Genomic DNA, 18,394 nt, shown 5'->3' on the forward strand with positions numbered 1-18,394 from the left:
AAGGACGAACGGCGAGCGGCGCATGGCGAATGTCTGAAGGTGTCGGGACGACTTACTCTAGGTCTCCACTGTGCCGTCAAGAAACTGTTACCCGGCGTTGCGTCCTGTCGCGCGTCGCCACCCCCGCCCATGCCCGCCACGTCCTACCCCGTCAGCCGCCACGAACTGCGCCTCGCCGGCCTGTGCTACCTCGCCATCATTGCGCTGGGTCTGAGCAGCGAGGTCTTCCTGCGCGGCGCCCTCGTCGTGGCCGGCGATGCCTCTGCCACCGCGCACAACATCGCCGCGCAGCCGCAGCTGTGGCGCCTCGGCCTCGCCGCCGACCTGCTGATGCAGGTGCTGGACCTGCCCGTCATCGTCGTGCTCTGGCGGCTGCTGCGGCCCGTCAACGAGACCTGGGCGCTGACGGCCACCGGCCTGAACCTCGTGCAGACCGCCGTGCTCGTCGCCAACCGCGTGCAGCTGCTCACCGCATTGGAGTTCGCGACCGCACCCGGCCTGGCGGCCGCCTTCCTGCCCGGCCAACGCGACGCGCTCGCGATGCTGGCCGTGCAGTTGCACGGGCAGGGCTTCGGCATCGGCCTGGTGTTCTTCGGCTTCGCCTGCGTCATCCGCGGCGCGCTGGTCGCCGCCAGCGGCGTGGCACCCCGCGTGCTGGGCTGGCTGCTGATCGCAGCGGGGCTGGCCTATCTGCTCAACAGCTTTGCGCTGCTGCTGGCGCCGACGTTGGCGCAGTGGCTGTTCCCGGCCGTCATGCTGCCCGTCCTGGTCGGCGAACTGGCGTTCGCGCTGTGGCTGACTGCGGGCAAACACCCACTTGCCGCCCCGGCAGCCGGCCCCACTTCCGCCCCTCCACCCTCTGGACCCACCCGATGACCGATGCTGCCGTCCCCACGCTCTACGACTGGCTCGGCGGCCTGCCCGCCCTGCTGCGGCTGACTGAACGCTTCTATGAACGCGTCAAGGACGACGCGCTGCTTGGCCCGGTGTTCGAGCACATGGGCGGCGAGCACCCGGCCCATGTCGCCGCCTTCCTCGCCGAGGTGCTCGGCGGGCCCGCGGCCTACTCAGCCGACCACGGGGGCCATCCGCACATGATCCGCCAGCATCTGCACCGCCACCTGTGCCAGGCGCAGCGCCGCGCCTGGGTCGCGCTGCTGCTGGACACTGCCGACGAGCTGGGCATGCCCGACGACCCGGAGTTCCGCTCCGCGCTGGTGGGCTATCTGGAATGGGGCTCGCGGCTGGCCGTCATCAACTCGCAGCCCGGCGCCGTGGTGGACGCCGACGCGCCCATGCCCAAATGGGGCTGGGGCGAGGTCAAGGGGCCGTACGCCGGTTGATGCCTCAGCCGCGCTCGACGCGGCACTGGAAGCAGTTGAACTTGGAGCGGATGTGCACGTAGGCGACGGCCTCGTTCTCCAGGATGCTGCGGCAGGCGGCCTCAAGCTCACGTCCCACCACCACCCGGCCGGTCTCGTAGACGATCCAGTCGTGGGCGTCATAGCCGCGCACCAGTGCCTGCGTCATGAAGCCGAACCAGGCCGGCAGCGCGTCGGCGTCGTAGCGCTCGCAGCCCGCCGCATGCAGGAAGACGGGGCCTGTCTCGGCATAGGGCTGCGGGCTGGCGAACGGCCGGTAGCTGAGCACCAGCTTGTCATCGCCCTCGGCGATCAAATCCAGGCAGTGCCGGCAGGGATTGCCCTGGCCTTCGGCGCGGCGCCTCAGCGCGGCCTGGCCGTTGGCATCAGGCCCGCCGCGGCGGAGCTGGTCGGCATCGGGGGTCGGGATGCCTCGCACGGCAAGTCTCATCATTCGTTCCTCTGGCGGTGGGTTGCAGAACACCGCCATTCGAACGCCTGCGGCCGCCGGAGGCTGGCCGCTTTGGGACCTGCAATTCAGTTCAAGGGGAACTGGGGTTCCGACGCCGCTTCGGATGCCGGCTCGGGCGGCGGCGGCGGCGGCAGGCCGATGCGGGCGATGGCCAGGTCGCCGGAGAACTCGGTGTAGAACCAGTCCTCGCCCATCTTGACGAGGCCGTCGCCGGGTGGGGCAAGCTGGTTGTTGGGCTGGCCCTTGAGCGCGACGGCCATGGTCGCGGCCCAGACCGGCAGGGCCAGGCCGCCGCCGGTCTCGCGTTCACCCAGCGACTTGGGCTGCGGATAGCCTATCCACACGGCACCGACGCGCGAGGCCTGAAAGCCGCAGAACCAGGCGTCCACGGCGTCGTTGGTCGTGCCCGTCTTGCCATAGAGATCCCAGCGGCCGAGCGTGGTGCTGGCGCGCGCGCCGGTGCCCTCGCGGGCGACGGCCGCCAGCAACTGCGCAGTCATGAAGGCGTTGCGCGCGCTGACCGCCTGGCGCGGCGGGGGCGGGTCGGCCTCGAACAGGGTCTCGCCCTGCGCGTCCTTCACACGCTGCACCAGCCAGCCGGTACGCAGCTGGCCTTCGTTGGCGAAGGCGCCATAGGCCTGCGCCATCTGCAGCGGCGTGACCGCGCCGGTGCCCAGGGCCAGCGTCAGGTTCAGCGGCTGCCGCTCCTCGTCCAGGCCGAACCGGGCCGCCCAGGCGCGCACGCGCTGCGGACCCAGTGTCTGCACGAGGCGGATGGTCACCATGTTCTTGGAGCGCGCCAGGCCCTGGCGCAGCGTCAACGCCTCCTCGTACTGGCCGTCGTAGTTGCGCGGCGCCCAGTCGCCCTGCACGAAGGGCTGGTCGCTGACGAGCGTGCCCGCCCAGGCGCCCTGCTCGATCAGGGCCGAGTAGACGAAGGGCTTGAAGGCCGAACCGGGCTGGCGGTAGGCCTGGGTCGCGGAGTTGAACTGGTTGCGCGTGAAGTCGAAGCCGCCGACCAGCGAGCGGATAGCGCCGGTGGCCGGGTCCATCGTCACGACCGCGCCCTCGGCCTGCGGCGTCTGGCTGAGCTGCCACTGGTTGCCCTTGCCCTCCAGCACGCGCACCACGGCGCCCCGCTTGAGGCTTTGCAGCGGCCGCAGCGACGCGCCCTTGAGCGTGATGCGCTCGCCGTCGGCGAGCACCAGCTTGGCGGCGCCCTTGTCCTGCTCCAGCAGCACGGCGGTGCGCAGCTCGCCCAGGTCGGGGTGGGCGTCGAAGGCGGCGTCCAGCGCGTCGTCCAGGCCGTCGCTCTTGGCATCGGACTCAGGCAGGTCGACCATCGCCTCCGGCCCGCGGAAGGGCTGGCGGCGCTCGAGCTCGAAGAGGGCGTGGCGCAGCGCCTCCTGGGCGGCGCTCTGCTCGGCGTAGAGCAGCGTCGTGGTCACGGTCAGGCCGCGCGTGTAGGCCGCCTCGCCGAAGCGGGTCAGCATCTCCTGGCGCACCTGCTCGGCGGCATGGTCGGCCACGCCCGCCGTGCGCTTGGGGCGGTGGATGTCCAGTGGCTGCTCGCGGGCCGCCTTGACTTGCTCAGGCGTGATCAGGTCCACGGCAGCGAGACGCTCCAGCACGACGGCTTGGCGGCGCTTGGCACGCTCGGGATAGACGGCCGGGTTGAGGCGGTTGGGGTCCTTGGGCAGGCCGATCAGCAGCGCCGTCTCGGCCGTGTCGAGCTTGTCCAGCGTCTTGCCGAAGTAGCGCTCGGCGGCCGCCGCGAAGCCGTAGGCCCGGTTGCCGAGGTAGATCTGGTTCATGTAGATCTCGAGGATCTGCGCCTTGGTCAGCGCGCGCTCGATCTTCACGGCCAGCAGCGCCTCGACGACCTTGCGCGACCAGCGCTGCTCCTTGGTCAGGAAGGTGTCGCGCGCCAGCTGCTGGGTGATCGTCGACGCGCCGTGCAAGGGGCCCCGGACGGTCGTCACATTGCGCCACATCGCGCGTGCAATGCCGCCGAAGTCCAGCCCCGAGTGGGCGTAGAAGTCGGCGTCCTCCACGGCCAGAAGTGCGTCCTGCATGGGCTTGGGGATGTCCTTGAGCGGCACGAAGCGGCGGCGCTCGGCGCCGAACTCGCCCAGCAGCTGGCCGTCGGCACTCATGACGCGCAGCGGCTGGTGCGGCTGGTAGTCGGTCAGCGTGTCGAGGTCAGGCAGCTGCACCCACACCAGCGCCGCCACGATGGCACTCAGCAGCAGGAGCACCAGGGGCAGCGCGACGATGGCGCCCAGCCAGGGACGTCGGACGAGGAGCTTGAGCATGGCGCGCATCGTAGGGCGTGCGCCGGCCGCGTCGCCGTGGTCACGTGGCAAGGTGTTACGCGGCGCCGGTCACCGCCGTCTCAAGCCGAGTTGCTCAGGCCGGCTTGAGCCCGAACAGCCCGGCCGCATTGCCCCATGCGATGCGCCGCGCCACCTCGTCCGGCAGCTGGCCCAGCCAGCCCCGGTAGTCGGCGAAGAGGCTCTCGTAGTGCTGCCAGCGCGGCGTGACCCAGGTGTCGGAGCCCACCAGGAAGCGGCCCGCATGCGCGGCGAACAACGCCCGCCATTCCGGCGTGATGCGGCCGTCGTGCGTCAGGCCGGGCCGGTAGGACAGTTCGCCGCGCAGGCCCGGGTGCTTGGCGAACAGCTCGCGCACCTGCTCGACCGGCTCGCCGGAGATGCCGGTGTGCGCCCAGATCAGCGAGGTGCCGGGGGCATGGCCCAGCAGCTTGTGCACCGCCACACCGTCTACATGGGCCAGCACCGTGAGGCCGCGCTCGCGGGCCAGCTTCATCAGCGCGACGGCCGTCGGCCCGTCCGCATTCGCACTGTCGTAGAGGTGGAACTCGCCCAGGCCGCGGAACGGCCCGGCCGGGCTGCCTTCATTTCCTTTGGCCAGCAGCTCCAGCACCATGCGGCGGATGCTGTCGTCGGCGAACCAGCCCGTGTAGTCCGCGCGGTTGCGGTACAGGCGGATGAAGGGCACCCACTGCGGCCCCGCTTCGGCCACCAGGCGCAGCGTGCCGTCGTTGGGCCGGCTGTTGACCAACGCGCCGCGCACGCCGGCGCGGGCCATGCGCGCCATCACGTCGGCCGGCGGGTGCGGCGCCTGCGCGTCGTCGTTGTAGTGCAGGTGGGCGTCGAAGATGGGGCCGGCATAGGCGGCTTGCGCCTGGGTGGCCAGCGGCAGGCCGGCGAGCAGCAGCGCGCGGCGGCTCACGGACCAGCGGCCTGGGCTCATGTGGGGCGCGGCGTGGCGCTTTCCGGCTGCGTGAAGGCTCGCACGGTCTTGTCCAGCATCGAGAAGAGGATTTCGATACCGTAGCCGAAGATGAACGGCACGAACAGCGGCGGCAGGCTCTTGCTCACTTCGTTGCCCGGCGCCAGCATGCTGCCGAACACGCCGGCGATGGCACCCAGCACGATGCGCACGACGCTGATGCTGACCGACACCGGCACGTAGGTGTGCTCGCGCAGCTGCGTGGTCAGCGCGCGCAGGATGAAGGTCAGTGCGCCCAGCACGCCCAAGGCCATCGCGATCAGGTAGGCACTGATGTTGGCGGCGATCAGCCTCACTTCGACGACGATGTTGCGGAAGTTGTCGGCCTGCTTGGCGCGCTTCTCGGCTTCAAGTTGCCCGATATCGCGCCGCAGGACGTTGCGCGCGGACCAGGCCGAGTAGCTGCGGTCCACCGCCTGTGCCTTCGCGGCGTCGCCGGAAAGGGCGTTGCCCGCTTCGGCCCGGGCGAGTTCAGCCTTCTTGAGTTCGATGTCCTTGTCTATCCTCGCGGTGCCTTGCGGGTCCACCTTCGGTCGGTCCACTGGACAGAAGAATCGCAGCGGCTTCTGTTCGCACACCTCGCAGGCTCGCCCGTGCCACTGCGTCAGCAACTGCTCCACCGGGCGCCACAGCTCCAGCAGCTTCGCCATCTCCGCCTCGAATTCGTGGCCCATCAGCTCCTTGTCCAGCACTTCGCTGCGCAGCGCCCGCGCCTCGCCGTTGAGGGTGCTGAGCAGGTTCTGGTCCGCAGGTGTTTTCGCCCGCGCGGGCAGCGTCATACCCATGTCGAGGAAGAGGCCCGTGCAGGTGCCGAGTTCACATATCCGCCGCATCTTCTCCTCGAGCCTCGCGTTGGCACGCTGCAGTGCAGCGTCGTTTTGCTCCTGGCGCTCGACGAGCTTCGTCTTCTGCGTTTCGAGCTCGGCGGCGCGGCGGGTGAGCTCATCGCCTGCGACCCAGAACGCCTGCAGGATCAGGCACAGGCTGAACACGGCCACCGCTGCGGCGGCATGAAATGACGTGCCGGTGAACAGCGACGCCGGGAAACGCAGCCCGTTGAGGTACTGCGATGAGCGGATGGAGTGGGCGCTCAATGGCGCGATGTCGACCGCGAAGGCGTCGTAGCTGGTCCAGAAGGCTGTCAGCTGGGCGGCGCTGGGCTCCTGCCCGGCGGCGCGCACGGTGCGCAGAACCTCCGCCGCCGTCATCAGCCTCTCGACCTTGTCCGCCTTGACGCTGCGGCGGCTCTGGGCGGCGAATGCCATCAGCAGCTGAACGTCGTCGAGGGCGCCGCCGACCGGGTCCGCCGCGTGGATGGGGCTGTCATTGCGGCCATCGCACGCCGGCAGCCGCAGGGCCAGGCAGGCCCAGGCCGCACGCGCACGTTCCGTCAGCCAGTCGGCGAAGCTCATGGGTTTCTCCCGCGGTGGGCCCGACTCTGCGGGAGCCGGACCGCCCGGTCATCCCCAGTTCTGTCGACCTCGCGGTGCCCGGGATGGCGTCAGACGGCCCGTTCCGCGGCGGCGATGAGCCGGCTGATGCGAGATACCGACAGGCCCAGCTGGGCGGCCAGCTCCGTCATGGCGACGCCACCCTGGGTGTGTGCCAGCCACAGCGCCTGCTCGCGGATGCCGCCGGCGCGCTTCAGCCACTCGGCCCAGCTGGTGCGGGCGACGCGCCGGGGTGCGACGGCGGCGGCGCGCATGCGGCGGGCGAATTCGGCGTCGCCGAGGAAGATCTGCTCGCGCAGCCGGCCCGGGAAGAGCTGCAGCCCCGGTTCGGACGCGACGAGGCGGGCATAGCGGTCACCGGCCAGCCGATGCTGGGCGGCCGTCACCGCCGGGCGGCCCAGCAGGTGGCCATGCAGGCCATCGACGTCCAGCCACTCGGGCGCTGCCTCCAGGCCTGCCAGTGCGCGAAAGCTCGAGCCGGCCCAGCCGGCCGCGCCGCGCGCCAGGCCTTCGCGCACCGGGTTCAGGTCCACCCAGCGGCAGGCGTCCAGCAGATGGCGCTCGCGGTCCACCAGCACGGCGTGGAAGCGCCCCTGGAACAGCGGTCCGCTGAAGCCATGGCGGCGCTGGCGGTGCTGGGTGTAGACGCCGTTCACGTGGCGCATCAGCTGCGACAGGTTGGCCCGGCGCGTGAACAGCAGCAGGTCGTAGTGCTCCGGCATCAGCGCGTAGGCCAGCGCCTGGGCGTCGAAACGGTGCAGCGCCTGGGCCAGCAGCGCACGCATCTCAGCGCGGTCGGTTTCGTCGGCAAAAGCCGGCCGGCCGCTCTCGAACGGGCAGTGGGCGCCGATCAGGTAGACCGCGCCGGCAATCTCGAGTCGAGCAGGCCGGGCCATGCGCGGACCTTAGGGCCAGCGGCCATGAATGGCAAGATGGCGGACCGCCGGCCGTCATTTCCGCCCATGAAAACCCACCAGATCGAAATCCAGAAGTTCAAGGCCGCGTCCGCCAACCAGCACGGCCAGATCCTTTTCAAGGTGGACGCCCTCGTGGCGCCCAAGACGCCCATCGACGGCATCGAGCCCAGCAGCATCCTGCTGATGACCGAGCAAAACGCCCGCGTGCTGATGGCCTTGCTGAAGGTGCAGCTCGCCGAAGTCGACAGCAAGAAACCCAAGAGCCGCCACGGCCGCCACGGTTGAACTCAAAAACAAAGGACGATGCCTTGCAGTACCCCCAATACAACCCCGCCTCCGACAACCGCCCGCTGTCGGACGACGAGATCAACGACCTCGATGAGCTGCTGGCCGCCCTGCCGACCGACGCCGCCATGAACGTCGAGGCGCTGGACGGCTACCTCGCCGGCCTGCTGCTGACGCCGGGCCGCCGCCTGGCCGACCTGCCGGGCGAGGCCTGGCTGCCCCTCATCTGGGGTGGGGACGGCGAGCCCGACCCGGCGCCCTTCGCCAGCGGCAAGCAGCGCAAGAAGGTCACCCTGCTGGTGCTGCGGCACCTCCATTCCATCGCCATCGCCTGGGCCGAGCGCCCGCAGGCCTGGGAACCCATCTTCAGCTTTGCCGAGGGCGAGGACGAGGACACCGAGTACGCCGACGCCGAGGACTGGGCCGCCGGCTTCCTGGTGGCCGTGAGCCTGGCACCCGAGGCCTGGGGCCCACGGTTCGACGGCGAGGCGACCGCCCCGCTGCTGGCGCCGATCGCGGCGCTGGGCGCGGAGGACGGCGGCCTGGCCGACGCCACCGCGGCGGAGCGGGATGCCGCCAGCCGCGCGATTCCTGACGCCATGCTGGCGTTGTGGGCGCTGCACCAGAAAGCCTGACATCCACCGGTGGCCGCAGACGCGGGTTTAGGTCACACTCAAGCCATGGTTCACACCCTGCTCGCCGTCGCCGGCCTGGTCGTCTGCCTTGTGCTGGCGCTGCACATGGCCCTGCCCTACCGCATCCGCGCCCGGGTCGACGCGACTTTGGCGCGCGTGGGCGCCTGGCTGCAGGGCCAGGCCAGCCGCGCCACCGGCTGGCGCCGCCGCCAGCGCCAGACCCGCGCCGCAGCACTGGAGGCGGAGCGCGTCATCCGCCGCGCCCGCGAATCAGCGCAGAAAAGCCGGGTGGACGGCGAATGGGACGGCAACGTCTACCGCCCCAAGAACTTCGACAAGCCGAAGAAGCCTCACTGATCGCCCGACGACTGCTGCAGCCGCCACATCTCGGCATAGCGCCCGCCGCGGGCCAGCAGCACGTCGTGCCGGCCGCGCTCGATGATGCGGCCCTGCTCCAGCACCAGGATCTCGTGCGCATCCACCACCGTCGACAGCCGGTGCGCGATGACCAGCACGGTCTTGTTCTGCCCGACCGCCTCCAGCTCGGCCTGGATGGCGCGCTCGTTGGTGGAGTCCAGCGCCGAGGTGGCCTCGTCGAAGATGAGGATGGGCGGGTTCTTCAGCAGCGTGCGGGCGATGGCCACGCGCTGCTTCTCGCCGCCTGACAGCTTCAGGCCGCGCTCGCCGACCATGGTGTCGTAGCCCAGCGGCGTGGCGCTGATGAAGCCGTGGATGTGGGCCGCGCGCGCCGCCGCCTCGACTTCTTCCTTGCCGGCACCGGGCCGGCCGTAGGCGATGTTGTAGGCCACCGTGTCGTTGAAGAGCACGGTGTCCTGCGGCACGATGCCGATAGCGCGGCGCAGGCTGGATTGCGTGACGGCGCGGATGTCCTGGCCGTCGATGCGGATCTGGCCGCCATCGATGTCGTAGAAGCGGTAGAGCAGCCGCGCCAGCGTGCTCTTGCCCGAGCCACTGGGGCCGACGACGGCGACCTTCTTCCCGGCCGGGATCTCGAAGCTGACGCCGTGCAGGATGGGCCGCACCGGGTCGTAGGCGAAGCGCACGTCGTCGAACACCACGGCGCCGCCGCGCACCTGCAGCTCGGTCGCATCCGGCAGGTCGGCGATCTCGCGCTCGCGGTCCAGCAGCAGGAACATCTTCTCGATGTCGGTCAGCGCCTGCTTGATCTCGCGGTAGACCACGCCGAGGAAGTTCAGCGGGATGTAGAGCTGGATCATGAAGGCGTTGACCATCACCAGGTCGCCCAGGCTCATGTGGCCGTCCACGACGCCCTGCGTGGCGCGCCACAGCATCAGCACCAGTGCCGTGGCGATGATGAGCTGCTGGCCGGTGTTCAGCAGCGACAGCGTGGTCTGGCTCTTGAGCTGGGCGCGGCGCAGCTTCTCCAGGCTCTCGTCGTAGCGCGCCGACTCGAAGCCCTCGTTGTTGAAATACTTGACCGTCTCGTAGTTCAGCAGCGAGTCGATGGCCTTGCTGTGGGCGACGGAATCCAGCTCGTTGAGCGTCTTGCGGAACTTGGTACGCCACTCGGTGACGACGACGGTGAAGCTGATGTAGACCACCAGCGCCGCGACGGTGATGCCGGCGAACCAGACATCGAACTTGACGCCCAGCAGCGTCAGCACCAGCACCACCTCGATCAGCGTCGGCACGATGCTGTAGAGCGAATAGCTGATCAGCGAGTGCACGGCGCGCGTGCCGCGTTCGATGTCGCGCGTCATGCCACCGGTCTGTCGCTCCAGGTGGAAGCGCAGGCTCAGGTCATGGAGATGGCGGAACACCTGCAGCGAGATGCTGCGCGCCGTGCCCTCGGTGGCCTTGGCGAAGATCAGCTCGCGGGCTTCGGTGAACAGCGAGGTGGACAACCGCAGCGCCCCATAGGCCACCAGCAGGCCCAGCGGCACGACCAGCAGAGCCTGCGGCTGGCCGGGCTTGAGGTCCAGGCGGTCGACCAGGTTCTTCAGCAGCAGCGGCACGCCGACATTGCTGAGCTTGGCGCCCACCATGAAGGCCAGCGCCAGGCCGACGCGCCAGCGGTAGCGCCACAGGTAGGGCAGCAGGCGGCCGACGGTACCCCAGTCGCCACGGGCGCTGCTGGCAGGGGCGGGCTCGGGAAGGCGGGCGGCAAGTGAACGCATGCGGGCATTGTCCCGCCCCGCCTTCGGCGGCGCGGCAGGCGGGGTACTGGCATGACGCACCGGCGCTTGCCATGACGCAGCGCAAGTGGCGCGCGCGCCCGCGCTCCTATGCTGGGCCGGCACCAAAACCGGGACGGCGGGTTTGCCACCCCGCCTGAAAGGGCTTCATGCGCAACAACCTGCCGGTGACCCAGAACGGGTACGCCCTGACCCCCGACCAGACCCTGATCTCCATCACGGACCTCAAGGGTCGCATCACCTATTGCAACCCCAGCTTCGTGGCCGTGAGCGGCTTCACGCAGGCCGAGTTGCTGGGCCAGCCGCACAACATCGTGCGCCACCCGGACATGCCGGAGGAAGCCTTCCGCGACCTGTGGGCCACCATCGAGGCCGGCCTGCCCTGGAGCGCCCTCGTCAAGAACCGCCGCAAGAACGGCGACTTCTACTGGGTGCGCGCCAACGCGACCCCGTGCGCAACGGCGAGCGCACGGTGGGCTATCTGTCGGTGCGCACACCGCCGAGCGAGATGGAGGTGTGCCAGTTCGAGCAGCTCTACGCGACGATGCGTGCCGAGGCGGCGACGGGCCGGCGGGTCCATGTGCTCAGGCGTGGCGTGGTCAGGCGCAACGATGTCTTGGGCCGCATGGCGGGCTGGCTGAGGCCGGAGCTGCGGGGGCAGGTCGTCGCGCTGTCCGCCGTGGCCGCAGCCGGCCCGGTGCTTGCAGCCTGGGCCGGCGCCCCCGGTTGGGCACTGGTGCTGGCCGCCGCGGCCAGCGCCGCCGTGGCGAGCGTCGGCGTCATGGCCCGCGCGGTCAGGCCGTTGCGGCAGGTGGTCGCCACCGCCAACCTGCTGGCGGGCGGCGACCTGACCCGGCCAGTCGAGATCAGTGGCCGTGGCGAGATCGGCGAGCTTCAGCTGGCCCTGGCGCAGCTGACGGTGTCGATGCGCACGGTCGTGCGCGACGTCCGCCAGGAAGTGGCCCATCTGCAGGAGGGCGCCCGGGAGAGCGCGGCCGGCAATCAGGATCTGTCGTCCCGCACGGAGTCCCAGGCCACCAGCCTGGAGCAGACCGCCGCGGCGATGGACGAGATCGGCGGGACCGTGCGACAGACCTCGGACCTGGCCAGCGAGGGCGCCCGGTCCGCCCACGACACCACCGCCCTGGCGCAGCGCAGCCAGGAAGCGGTGCACGGCGTGGCGAGCACCATGCACGAGATCGCGGACTCGTCGCGCCGCATCGGCGACATCATCCAGGTCATCGAAGGCGTGGCCTTTCAGACCAACATCCTGGCGCTGAACGCGGCCGTGGAGGCGGCGCGTGCGGGTGAGCAGGGCCGGGGTTTTGCGGTGGTGGCCGCCGAAGTGCGGGCGCTGGCCCAGCGCACCAGCGCCGCCGCCAAGGAGATCCGCAGCCTCATCGAGGACTCGCGCCAACGTGTCACCACCGGCGGCGAGCGCGCCGACGACGCCCGGGTGCGCATGGACGAGGTGATGGGCGCGGTCTCGCGCCTCAGCCGCGTGCTCGAGCAGATCGACAGCGCCGCGCGCGAGCAGTCCGTCGGCGTCGGCCAGGTCGGCGAGGCGGTCCAGCAGCTGGACTCGCTCACCCAGCAGAATGCCGCCATGGTGGAGGAACTGGCTGCCTCGGCCAGCGAGCTGAACGGCCAGGTCGCCCGGGTCCATGACACCATCCGCGTGTTCCGCCTCACCGCGCAGGACAAGAGCCTGGCCGAGACCGACGCCGTCGGATTGCGCCGGGACGCCAGCCGGGCGGCCTGACACCCCACGCCTGCGTGGCGCGCGCTGCGCGGGGACAATGGGGTCATGGATTCAACCGCCTCCCCCTCCCTGTCCGGCACCGACCGTCAACTGGTCTTGCGTGTCATGCCCATGCCGGCCGACGCCAATGCCAACGGCGACGTCTTCGGCGGCTGGATCATGGCCCAGGTGGACATTGCCGGCTCCATCATGCCGGCGCGCATCTCGCGAGGCCGGGTCGCGACCGTGGCCGTCAACGAGTTCGTCTTCAAGCAGCCGGTGTCCATCGGCGACCTGCTGAGCTTCTACGCGACCGTGACCCGCGTGGGCCGCACGTCCGTCACCGTGCATGTCGAGGTGATGGCCGAGCGTGACCCCGAGAACCTGCACGTGGTGAAGGTGACCGAGGCCAACCTGACCTTCGTGGCCATCGACCGCGAAGGCAAGCCCAGGCCGATTACGGTCTAGCCTGGGCTCGCGGGCCGAGCGCCGGGCCGTCCCAAGCCGGCCCGCCTTGGGCGATGTGCATGCGGCTCAATGCCGCATGCATCGCCGTCCCCTCGGGGGACCGGCTGGGCTCGTCCGCGTTCAGCGGAGCGAGCCCGGACGAGGGGCTTCAGGGCGTGACGATCAGGTCGACCGCGTCATAGGACAGGCCCGGGCTGAGGAAGCCCGTGCCCGACGTGCCGCTGACGACGTTGAGGGTCACCGTGTTGGTGCCGGCCACGAGCGCGGTCGACGGGATGTCGAAGCTGTAGAGCCGGTTGACGCCGCGGTAGGTGCCGACCGTCAGGTTGCGCGAGCCCTTGGGCGGCGCGGTCGGGATGGCCGAGGTCCAGCTGTTGTTGTTGACGCTGACCTGGGGGCGGGCGCTGTTGAAGTCGGTCGTCGTGCCGACGCGCAGCGTCAGGTTGCGCACCTGGGCGCTGGTCAGGTTGAACTGGATGACGCGCGCGTTGTTGACGTCCTTCCACTGGTAGGCCGGGAAGCCGCTGGCGGCGCTCGACGAACCGACCACGAAGGTGGCCGGCACCCAGCTGCTCATGCGCACGTCCGACGGGTGCATGGTCGTCAGCCGACCGCCGTTCAGGAACTCGTTGGGCAGGCCGTCCCAGTTGCCGATGCGCCAGATCGCCGCGGTGCTGGACGGGTCGGCATTGATCGTCAGCGTGTTGAGCGTCGTCGTGTTGCCGGCCGTGACCGTCACGCTGCCGGTGTAGACCGCCAGCTCGTTCTTGTAGACCGTGACGGTGTAGTTGCCGGGCCGCATGCCGGTGCTCTTGAAGAAGCCGTTGTTGGCCAGGTTGGCGGTGGTCCAGTACTGCGCCTTGTCGCTGGAGAAGCCCACCGTGTAGGTGTAGGCGGAATCCGTCCCCGACAGGCCCACGCCCGCCACGGTGCCGCGGCCCGACGGCGCGACGAAGCCGTCCAGCCCCATCACCGAGAACCAGCTGGTGTCGGGCGCGGTCGGCGCGGCGCCACCGGTGAACATCAGCGTGTAGCTGTTGAGCACGCCCATGCGGAAGGCCTCGGTCTGGCCTTCGCCGTAGTTGACGATGTAGGTGAGCTCGTTGTTGGTGGAGGTGATCTGGTTGAGCAGGCTGCGATAGAACGGCCCGCCGGAGTTGCCTTCGTTGTTGTCCCGGTAGAACCACAGGCCCACCGTGCTGCCGCTGTTCAGGCCGCCGAAGTACTGCCAGTCCTTCAACCGCATGTTGGAGTAATGCTTGGAGCGCGTCTGACCGGCGTTGGACGTGCCGCTGGAGAAACCGAACACGTCGCTGGCCTCAATGGTGCTGTTCGTGCCACGCAGGTCCTGTGGCCAGGTGCCGTTGCTGGCCAGGCCACCGGGCACGCCAGCCGCGGGCCCGCGGGACAGCACGCCGATCGGCACGCGCACGATGTAGCGCACCAGGTTCAGCGTGTCGGGCTCCTCGGTGAAGTAGGTGCCCATGTAGACGCGCGGCTCGCCGCTCCTGGCCATGTAGTAGTGCTTGAGCACACCGCCATTGGCGCTGAAGACGGTGACCGTGACCTTGATGTACGCGCCGCCGCTGACGACGCCGCCGTTGGCGGTGGAGGCCGGCGTGGCCGCCCCGGTGCTGCTGATCATCTGGGCCTGCACGTCGACGGCCGAGACGTTGCTGTAGAGGAAGTCAAAGCCCGAGTTCAGCTGCGAGCCGCGGCTGGCATCGGCGTATTGGGCGCCGTTGTAGACCAGGCTGGAGATGTCGCCCTTGGACTGGGTGCTCACCCCGTTGTCGTAGGCCATCACCTTGAACACCAGGCCGCCGCCGGTGTCTACCTGGTACTGCACCTTGGCGGCGTTGCCGCCGTCGTGCAGCGTCGTCAGGCTGAATGCCGCCATGGCCGGGGATGCCATGCCTGCCAGCCCGGTTGCGAGCGCGAGTGCGCCCAGCCGGCGCAGGCGCCGGCAAAGTCTGTCGATCCACATTGCTTGTCTCCTTAGGGATCCGACCGTCATTACGGCTCGTGCGGCCGGTGTTGCCACGTGATTGCGGCGCGGCCAGTCTAGGAGTGCAGGCTGCGGGCGCAGCGCTCAAGATCGTGAGTGAATCGGCCGCGGGAAGACCCCGCTGGCGCCGTTGCCGGCATTGCGCCAGCGGTACCGGCGCGGGTCATTTCGTTGTAACGGCGTCAGTGGTGTCCGACTCCATGCACCTGTGCCGTCCGGCATGTCTGGCACGGGCGCGTCGGTAGGCTTCAACTGTCCGCCATTCAGGCATCAACCCGTGAGGAGTTCGCCATGCTGCGTTACGCCATCATCTTCTTTGTCATCGCCCTGATCGCGGCCGTGTTCGGCTTCACGGGCATTGCGGCCAGTGCGGCCGGTTTTGCCCAGATCCTGTTCTACGGCTTCCTGATCCTGGCCGTCATCGGCCTGGTGGTCGGCCTGATCCGGAGATAGCGCCCACCCGCCTCACGCGCTCAATCGAACTTGGAAAAGTCCGGAGCGCGTTTCTGGAAGAACGCCTGGAAGGCCTCCATGGCTTCCGGGCTGCGCAGGCGGGCGCCGAAGATCTCGGCCTCCCGCGTGATGGCCGCCTTGACGGCGTCACGCTGAGGGTCGCGGATCAGGCGCTTGCTGTCGCGCACCGCGCCGGGCGCCAGGTTGTTGAAGCGCTCGGCAATGCGCCGGGCATGGTTGACGACCTCGCTGCCCGGCAACACCCGGTTGGCGATACCGCATTCGACGGCCTGCTCCCCGGTGAAGGGGTCGCCCAACAACAGCTTCTCGGCCGCACGCCGGTTGCCGATCAACTGCGGCAGCACCACGCTGGAGGCGAACTCGGGCACCAGGCCCAGCGCCACGAAGGGCATCGCGAGGCGCGCATCGTCGGCCACGAACACCAGGTCGCAATGCAGCAGCATCGTCGTGCCGATGCCGATGGCCGCACCGGTCACGGCGGCGACGACGGGCTTGCCGCAATCCACCAATGCATGCATGAACTGGAAGGTCGGCGCGTCTTCGCCACGCGTCGGGCCGGCCATGAAGTCCTCGAGGTCGTTGCCCGACGTGAAGATGCCGGGCTGGCCGGTGATCAACACCGCACGCACCGCCTTGTCGGCATCGGCAGCGCGCAGCGCGTCGGCCATGGCCTGGTACATGGCCTGCGTGATCGCGTTCTTCTTCTCGGGGCGGGCGATCTCGAGGGTCGCGACGCCGTTGACGGTGTAGCTCTTGATGGTCATTGTGCGGTCCTTCAGGCGGTAGCGGTCCTGGCGTGGAATTGCGTCCAGTGATTGCCCAGGTGCATCAGGTGGGCTCGCTCGTACTGCGGCTTGGTCAGCTCGCCGTAGGCGAAATGAGGCCGCAGCGTACCGTTGAACTGGGCGAATGCGTCCATCGCGTCCAGCAGCCGCTGTACCGAGGTCTTGAGGGCCTGTGACGCATCCAGCGCCGGCGCGCCGGGAATGGGCTCGGCGAGGTCGTGGCTCATCGTGCCCCGTGCATTGAAGACCGCGAACGCCGCCGAGCCGACCGAGGATCGGAACCAAGCCCCCTTGAGCGCCGGATAGCCCTGCATCGAGTACTCGATGCTTTGGGCCAGGTGCTGCATCACCTGGCTGAGGTTCCAGGCGTTGCCCTGAACGACCTTGGGTGCGAACAACAGGTCCAGCACGGCCTGCTGGGCCTGCTTCCAGTTGGAGAAGGTCTTGAGCTTGCCGGTGCAGGCGGCAAGCGGCGTCGCCGCGAGCAGTACCGTGGTGGTCTTGAGGGCGCGGCGACGGTCCATGGCTTACAGCCTTTCGAAGATGCCGGCTGCGCCTTGCCCGGCGCCGACGCACATCGTCACCATGCCGTACTTGCCGCCGGTGCGGCGCAGGCCGTGGATGACCGAGGCCGCGCGGATGGCGCCGGTGGCGCCCAGCGGGTGGCCCAGCGCGATGGCGCCGCCGTTGGGGTTGACCTTGGCGCGATCCAGCACGATGCCCTTGCTGTCGAGGTCGTTCAGCACGGCCAGCGACTGCGCGGCGAAGGCTTCGTTCAGCTCGATCCAGTCCAGGTCCGCGGCGGTGATGCCGGCGGCCTTCAGCGCCGCCGGGATGGCCTCGATGGGGCCGATGCCCATGATCTCCGGCGGCACGCCGCGCACGGCGAACGACACGAAGCGGGCCAGCGGCGTCAGGTTGAAGCGCTTGAGTGCCGCTTCGCTGACGATCAGCAGGCCGCCCGAGCCGTCGGAGGTCTGCGAGCTGTTGCCGGCGGTCACGCTGCCCTTGGCGGCGAACACGGGCTTGAGCTTGGCCAGGCCTTCCAGCGACGTGTCAGGGCGCGCGCCTTCGTCGAGCTTGACGGTGCGGGTCTTCACGTTGACGGTGCCGTCGGTCAGGTTGGGTGTGCGCTCGACGACATCGAACGGCGTCATCTCAGCGTCGAAGTGACCGGCCTGCATGGCGGCCACCGCGCGGCGGTGCGATTCCACCGAGAACGCGTCCTGCGCTTCGCGGCTGATCTTCCACTGCGCGGCCACCTTCTCGGCCGTCAGGCCCATGCCGTAGGCGATGCCGATGTTCTCGTCGCGCTCGAAGATCAGCGGCGACAGGCTGGGCTTGTTGCCGCCCATCGGGATCATGGACATCGACTCGACACCGCCGGCGAACATCACATCGGCCTCGCCGACGCGGATGCGGTCCGCGGCCATCTGCACGGCGGTGATGCCGGAGGCGCAGTAGCGGTTGATCGTCACGCCGCCGATGGTGGGGCCCAGGCCCGCCAGCACCGAGGCCACGCGGGCGATGTTCATGCCCTGCTCGCCTTCGGGGAAGGAGCAGCCGACGATGGCGTCTTCGATGGCGGCCGGGTCCAGGCCCGGGGCTTGCGCCAGCACGGCCTGCATGACCTTGACGAGCATCTCGTCGGGGCGGGTGTTCTTGAAGTAGCCACGGCCGCTCTTGCCGATGGGCAGACGGGTGGCGGAGACGATGTAGGCGTCTTGGACTTGCTTGCTCATGGTGTTTCCTTGGTCAGTTGGGGACAGAGCTACGCGCGGGTACGCGCTTCGGTCTGTCCCGCAAGGTCTTGGGATTGGGGCTTCTCTTTGGGCACCCAGGCCCAGACAAATTCACACTCGATCGGCTCGATGCCGGCTTCATCGGTCACGGTCACGGCGACGCGCACTTCACCCTTGGTCTCGCTCGCCATGCTGGCGCGCTGGGCGTCCGTCAGATGCGCCTTGGCGGTGAGTCCGCCCGTGGCACGCTTGCGGAAGTTCACCTGCAGCGACTTGCACAGCGGCAGGCAGTCGTCGCGCACGTTCATGCCCACCACCATGCCGGTCGCCGTCTCGGCCAGCAGCGACATCGCGGCCGCATGCACGCCCTTGATGTGGTTCTGCACCGGGCGCTTGTTGGCGACGCGGATCTCGCTGTGCTCGGGGGTGAGCGCAACGAAGTCCAGCGACGCCGTGCCCGTGAAAGGCACCGCGCGGCGCAGCGCAAAGTTGCGCGCAGGCCCACGCAGCGGGGACGGCAGGCCGTCCAGCTTGGCGAGCGTGCGTTGAAGCCGGTTCACGTC

The 18,394-nt window shown here is 69.4% G+C and carries 19 protein-coding genes and 1 pseudogene; 9 read left to right on the top strand and 11 right to left on the bottom strand.

Annotated elements, in window-relative coordinates; all coding sequences use genetic code 11:
- Positions 1–129: 129 nt before the first annotated feature.
- On the top strand, positions 130–876 hold the full coding sequence (locus tag ASD35_RS07930) for a DUF4386 domain-containing protein (protein ID WP_056874312.1): 747 nt from the start codon (positions 130–132) through the stop codon (positions 874–876).
- Positions 873–1,343 carry a group II truncated hemoglobin gene (locus ASD35_RS07935; protein ID WP_056874313.1) on the top strand — a complete coding sequence of 157 codons (471 nt, stop codon included), beginning with the start codon at positions 873–875 and terminating at the stop codon, positions 1,341–1,343. Before ASD35_RS07930 ends, ASD35_RS07935 begins: the two co-directional genes overlap by 4 nt.
- Before the next feature lie 4 nt (positions 1,344–1,347).
- On the opposite strand, the gene ASD35_RS07940 is transcribed toward ASD35_RS07935, so the two are convergent.
- The 5 genes from ASD35_RS07940 to ASD35_RS07960 form a co-directional block, all read right to left on the bottom strand.
- Positions 1,348–1,812: a DUF1203 domain-containing protein gene (locus ASD35_RS07940; protein WP_157275429.1), complete on the bottom strand. Its 465-nt coding sequence runs from the start codon at positions 1,810–1,812 to the stop codon at positions 1,348–1,350.
- Between the two features lie 86 nt (positions 1,813–1,898).
- The gene (locus ASD35_RS07945; RefSeq protein WP_056874315.1) at positions 1,899–4,148 is read right to left on the bottom strand and encodes a penicillin-binding protein 1A; all 2,250 of its coding nucleotides are present in this window, start codon (positions 4,146–4,148) and stop codon (positions 1,899–1,901) included.
- A gap of 94 nt (positions 4,149–4,242) precedes the next feature.
- Entirely contained in the window at positions 4,243–5,109 is an 867-nt protein-coding gene (locus ASD35_RS07950) for an amidohydrolase family protein (RefSeq protein ID WP_056874316.1), read from the bottom strand.
- Positions 5,106–6,560: a hypothetical protein gene (locus ASD35_RS07955; protein ID WP_056874317.1), complete on the bottom strand. Its 1,455-nt coding sequence runs from the start codon at positions 6,558–6,560 to the stop codon at positions 5,106–5,108. The genes ASD35_RS07950 and ASD35_RS07955 overlap by 4 nt, the downstream gene beginning before the upstream one ends.
- An 89-nt stretch (positions 6,561–6,649) precedes the next feature.
- A complete protein-coding gene (locus ASD35_RS07960; RefSeq protein ID WP_056874318.1) occupies positions 6,650–7,495 on the bottom strand; it encodes a transposase in 846 nt (281 codons plus the stop codon).
- A 66-nt stretch (positions 7,496–7,561) separates the two neighbouring features.
- Between ASD35_RS07960 and ASD35_RS07965 the strand changes: the two genes are divergently transcribed.
- Genes ASD35_RS07965 through ASD35_RS07975 form a run of 3 tightly spaced genes read left to right on the top strand, consistent with a single transcriptional unit; the run spans position 7,562 to position 8,793 of the window.
- Positions 7,562–7,801 (top strand): hypothetical protein, encoded by a 240-nt coding sequence (locus ASD35_RS07965; RefSeq protein ID WP_157275430.1) that lies wholly within the window; start codon positions 7,562–7,564, stop codon positions 7,799–7,801.
- Positions 7,802–7,824: 23 nt separating this feature from the next.
- The gene (locus tag ASD35_RS07970) at positions 7,825–8,436 is read left to right on the top strand and encodes a UPF0149 family protein (RefSeq protein ID WP_056874320.1); all 612 of its coding nucleotides are present in this window, start codon (positions 7,825–7,827) and stop codon (positions 8,434–8,436) included.
- A gap of 45 nt (positions 8,437–8,481) precedes the next feature.
- On the top strand, positions 8,482–8,793 hold the full coding sequence (locus tag ASD35_RS07975) for a hypothetical protein (RefSeq protein WP_056874321.1): 312 nt from the start codon (positions 8,482–8,484) through the stop codon (positions 8,791–8,793).
- Here ASD35_RS07975 and ASD35_RS07980 read toward each other — a convergent pair.
- Positions 8,787–10,595, bottom strand: coding sequence for an ABC transporter ATP-binding protein/permease (locus tag ASD35_RS07980; RefSeq protein WP_056874322.1), 1,809 nt, complete (start codon positions 10,593–10,595; stop codon positions 8,787–8,789). The two genes, ASD35_RS07975 and ASD35_RS07980, sit on opposite strands and share 7 nt — an antisense overlap.
- 167 nt (positions 10,596–10,762) lie before the next feature.
- On the opposite strand from ASD35_RS07980, the pseudogene ASD35_RS28505 reads away from it, so the two are divergent.
- The 3 genes and pseudogenes from ASD35_RS28505 to ASD35_RS07990 form a co-directional block, all read left to right on the top strand.
- Positions 10,763–11,038, top strand: a pseudogene (locus ASD35_RS28505) (PAS domain-containing protein); the annotation flags it as partial.
- Between the two features lie 26 nt (positions 11,039–11,064).
- On the top strand, positions 11,065–12,375 hold the full coding sequence (locus ASD35_RS07985; RefSeq protein ID WP_369819194.1) for a methyl-accepting chemotaxis protein: 1,311 nt from the start codon (positions 11,065–11,067) through the stop codon (positions 12,373–12,375).
- 45 nt (positions 12,376–12,420) lie between these two features.
- A complete protein-coding gene (locus tag ASD35_RS07990; RefSeq protein ID WP_056874323.1) occupies positions 12,421–12,822 on the top strand; it encodes an acyl-CoA thioesterase in 402 nt (133 codons plus the stop codon).
- Positions 12,823–12,970: 148 nt separating this feature from the next.
- Here ASD35_RS07990 and ASD35_RS07995 read toward each other — a convergent pair whose 3' ends face one another.
- Positions 12,971–14,809, bottom strand: a complete 1,839-nt coding sequence (locus ASD35_RS07995) for a rhamnogalacturonan lyase B N-terminal domain-containing protein (protein ID WP_056874324.1) — start codon at positions 14,807–14,809, stop codon at positions 12,971–12,973.
- A 312-nt stretch (positions 14,810–15,121) separates the two neighbouring features.
- On the opposite strand from ASD35_RS07995, the gene ASD35_RS26510 reads away from it, so the two are divergent.
- Entirely contained in the window at positions 15,122–15,283 is a 162-nt protein-coding gene (locus ASD35_RS26510; protein WP_082579988.1) for a DUF1328 domain-containing protein, read from the top strand.
- 20 nt (positions 15,284–15,303) lie between these two features.
- Here the strand turns inward: ASD35_RS26510 and ASD35_RS08000 are convergent, their stop codons facing one another.
- Genes ASD35_RS08000 through ASD35_RS08015 form a run of 4 tightly spaced genes read right to left on the bottom strand, consistent with a single transcriptional unit; the run spans position 15,304 to position 18,391 of the window.
- A complete protein-coding gene (locus tag ASD35_RS08000; protein ID WP_056874325.1) occupies positions 15,304–16,068 on the bottom strand; it encodes an enoyl-CoA hydratase in 765 nt (254 codons plus the stop codon).
- An 11-nt stretch (positions 16,069–16,079) separates the two neighbouring features.
- Entirely contained in the window at positions 16,080–16,613 is a 534-nt protein-coding gene (locus tag ASD35_RS08005; protein WP_056874326.1) for a DUF1569 domain-containing protein, read from the bottom strand.
- A 3-nt stretch (positions 16,614–16,616) separates the two neighbouring features.
- Positions 16,617–17,831 carry an acetyl-CoA C-acyltransferase gene (locus tag ASD35_RS08010; protein WP_056874327.1) on the bottom strand — a complete coding sequence of 405 codons (1,215 nt, stop codon included), beginning with the start codon at positions 17,829–17,831 and terminating at the stop codon, positions 16,617–16,619.
- A gap of 29 nt (positions 17,832–17,860) precedes the next feature.
- Complete coding sequence (locus ASD35_RS08015) at positions 17,861–18,391, bottom strand: DUF4442 domain-containing protein (protein WP_056874328.1); 531 nt, start codon at positions 18,389–18,391, stop codon at positions 17,861–17,863.
- Positions 18,392–18,394 lie beyond the last annotated feature (3 nt).

The organism is Pelomonas sp. Root1444, assembly GCF_001426885.1.
Classification (GTDB): domain Bacteria; phylum Pseudomonadota; class Gammaproteobacteria; order Burkholderiales; family Burkholderiaceae_C; genus Pelomonas.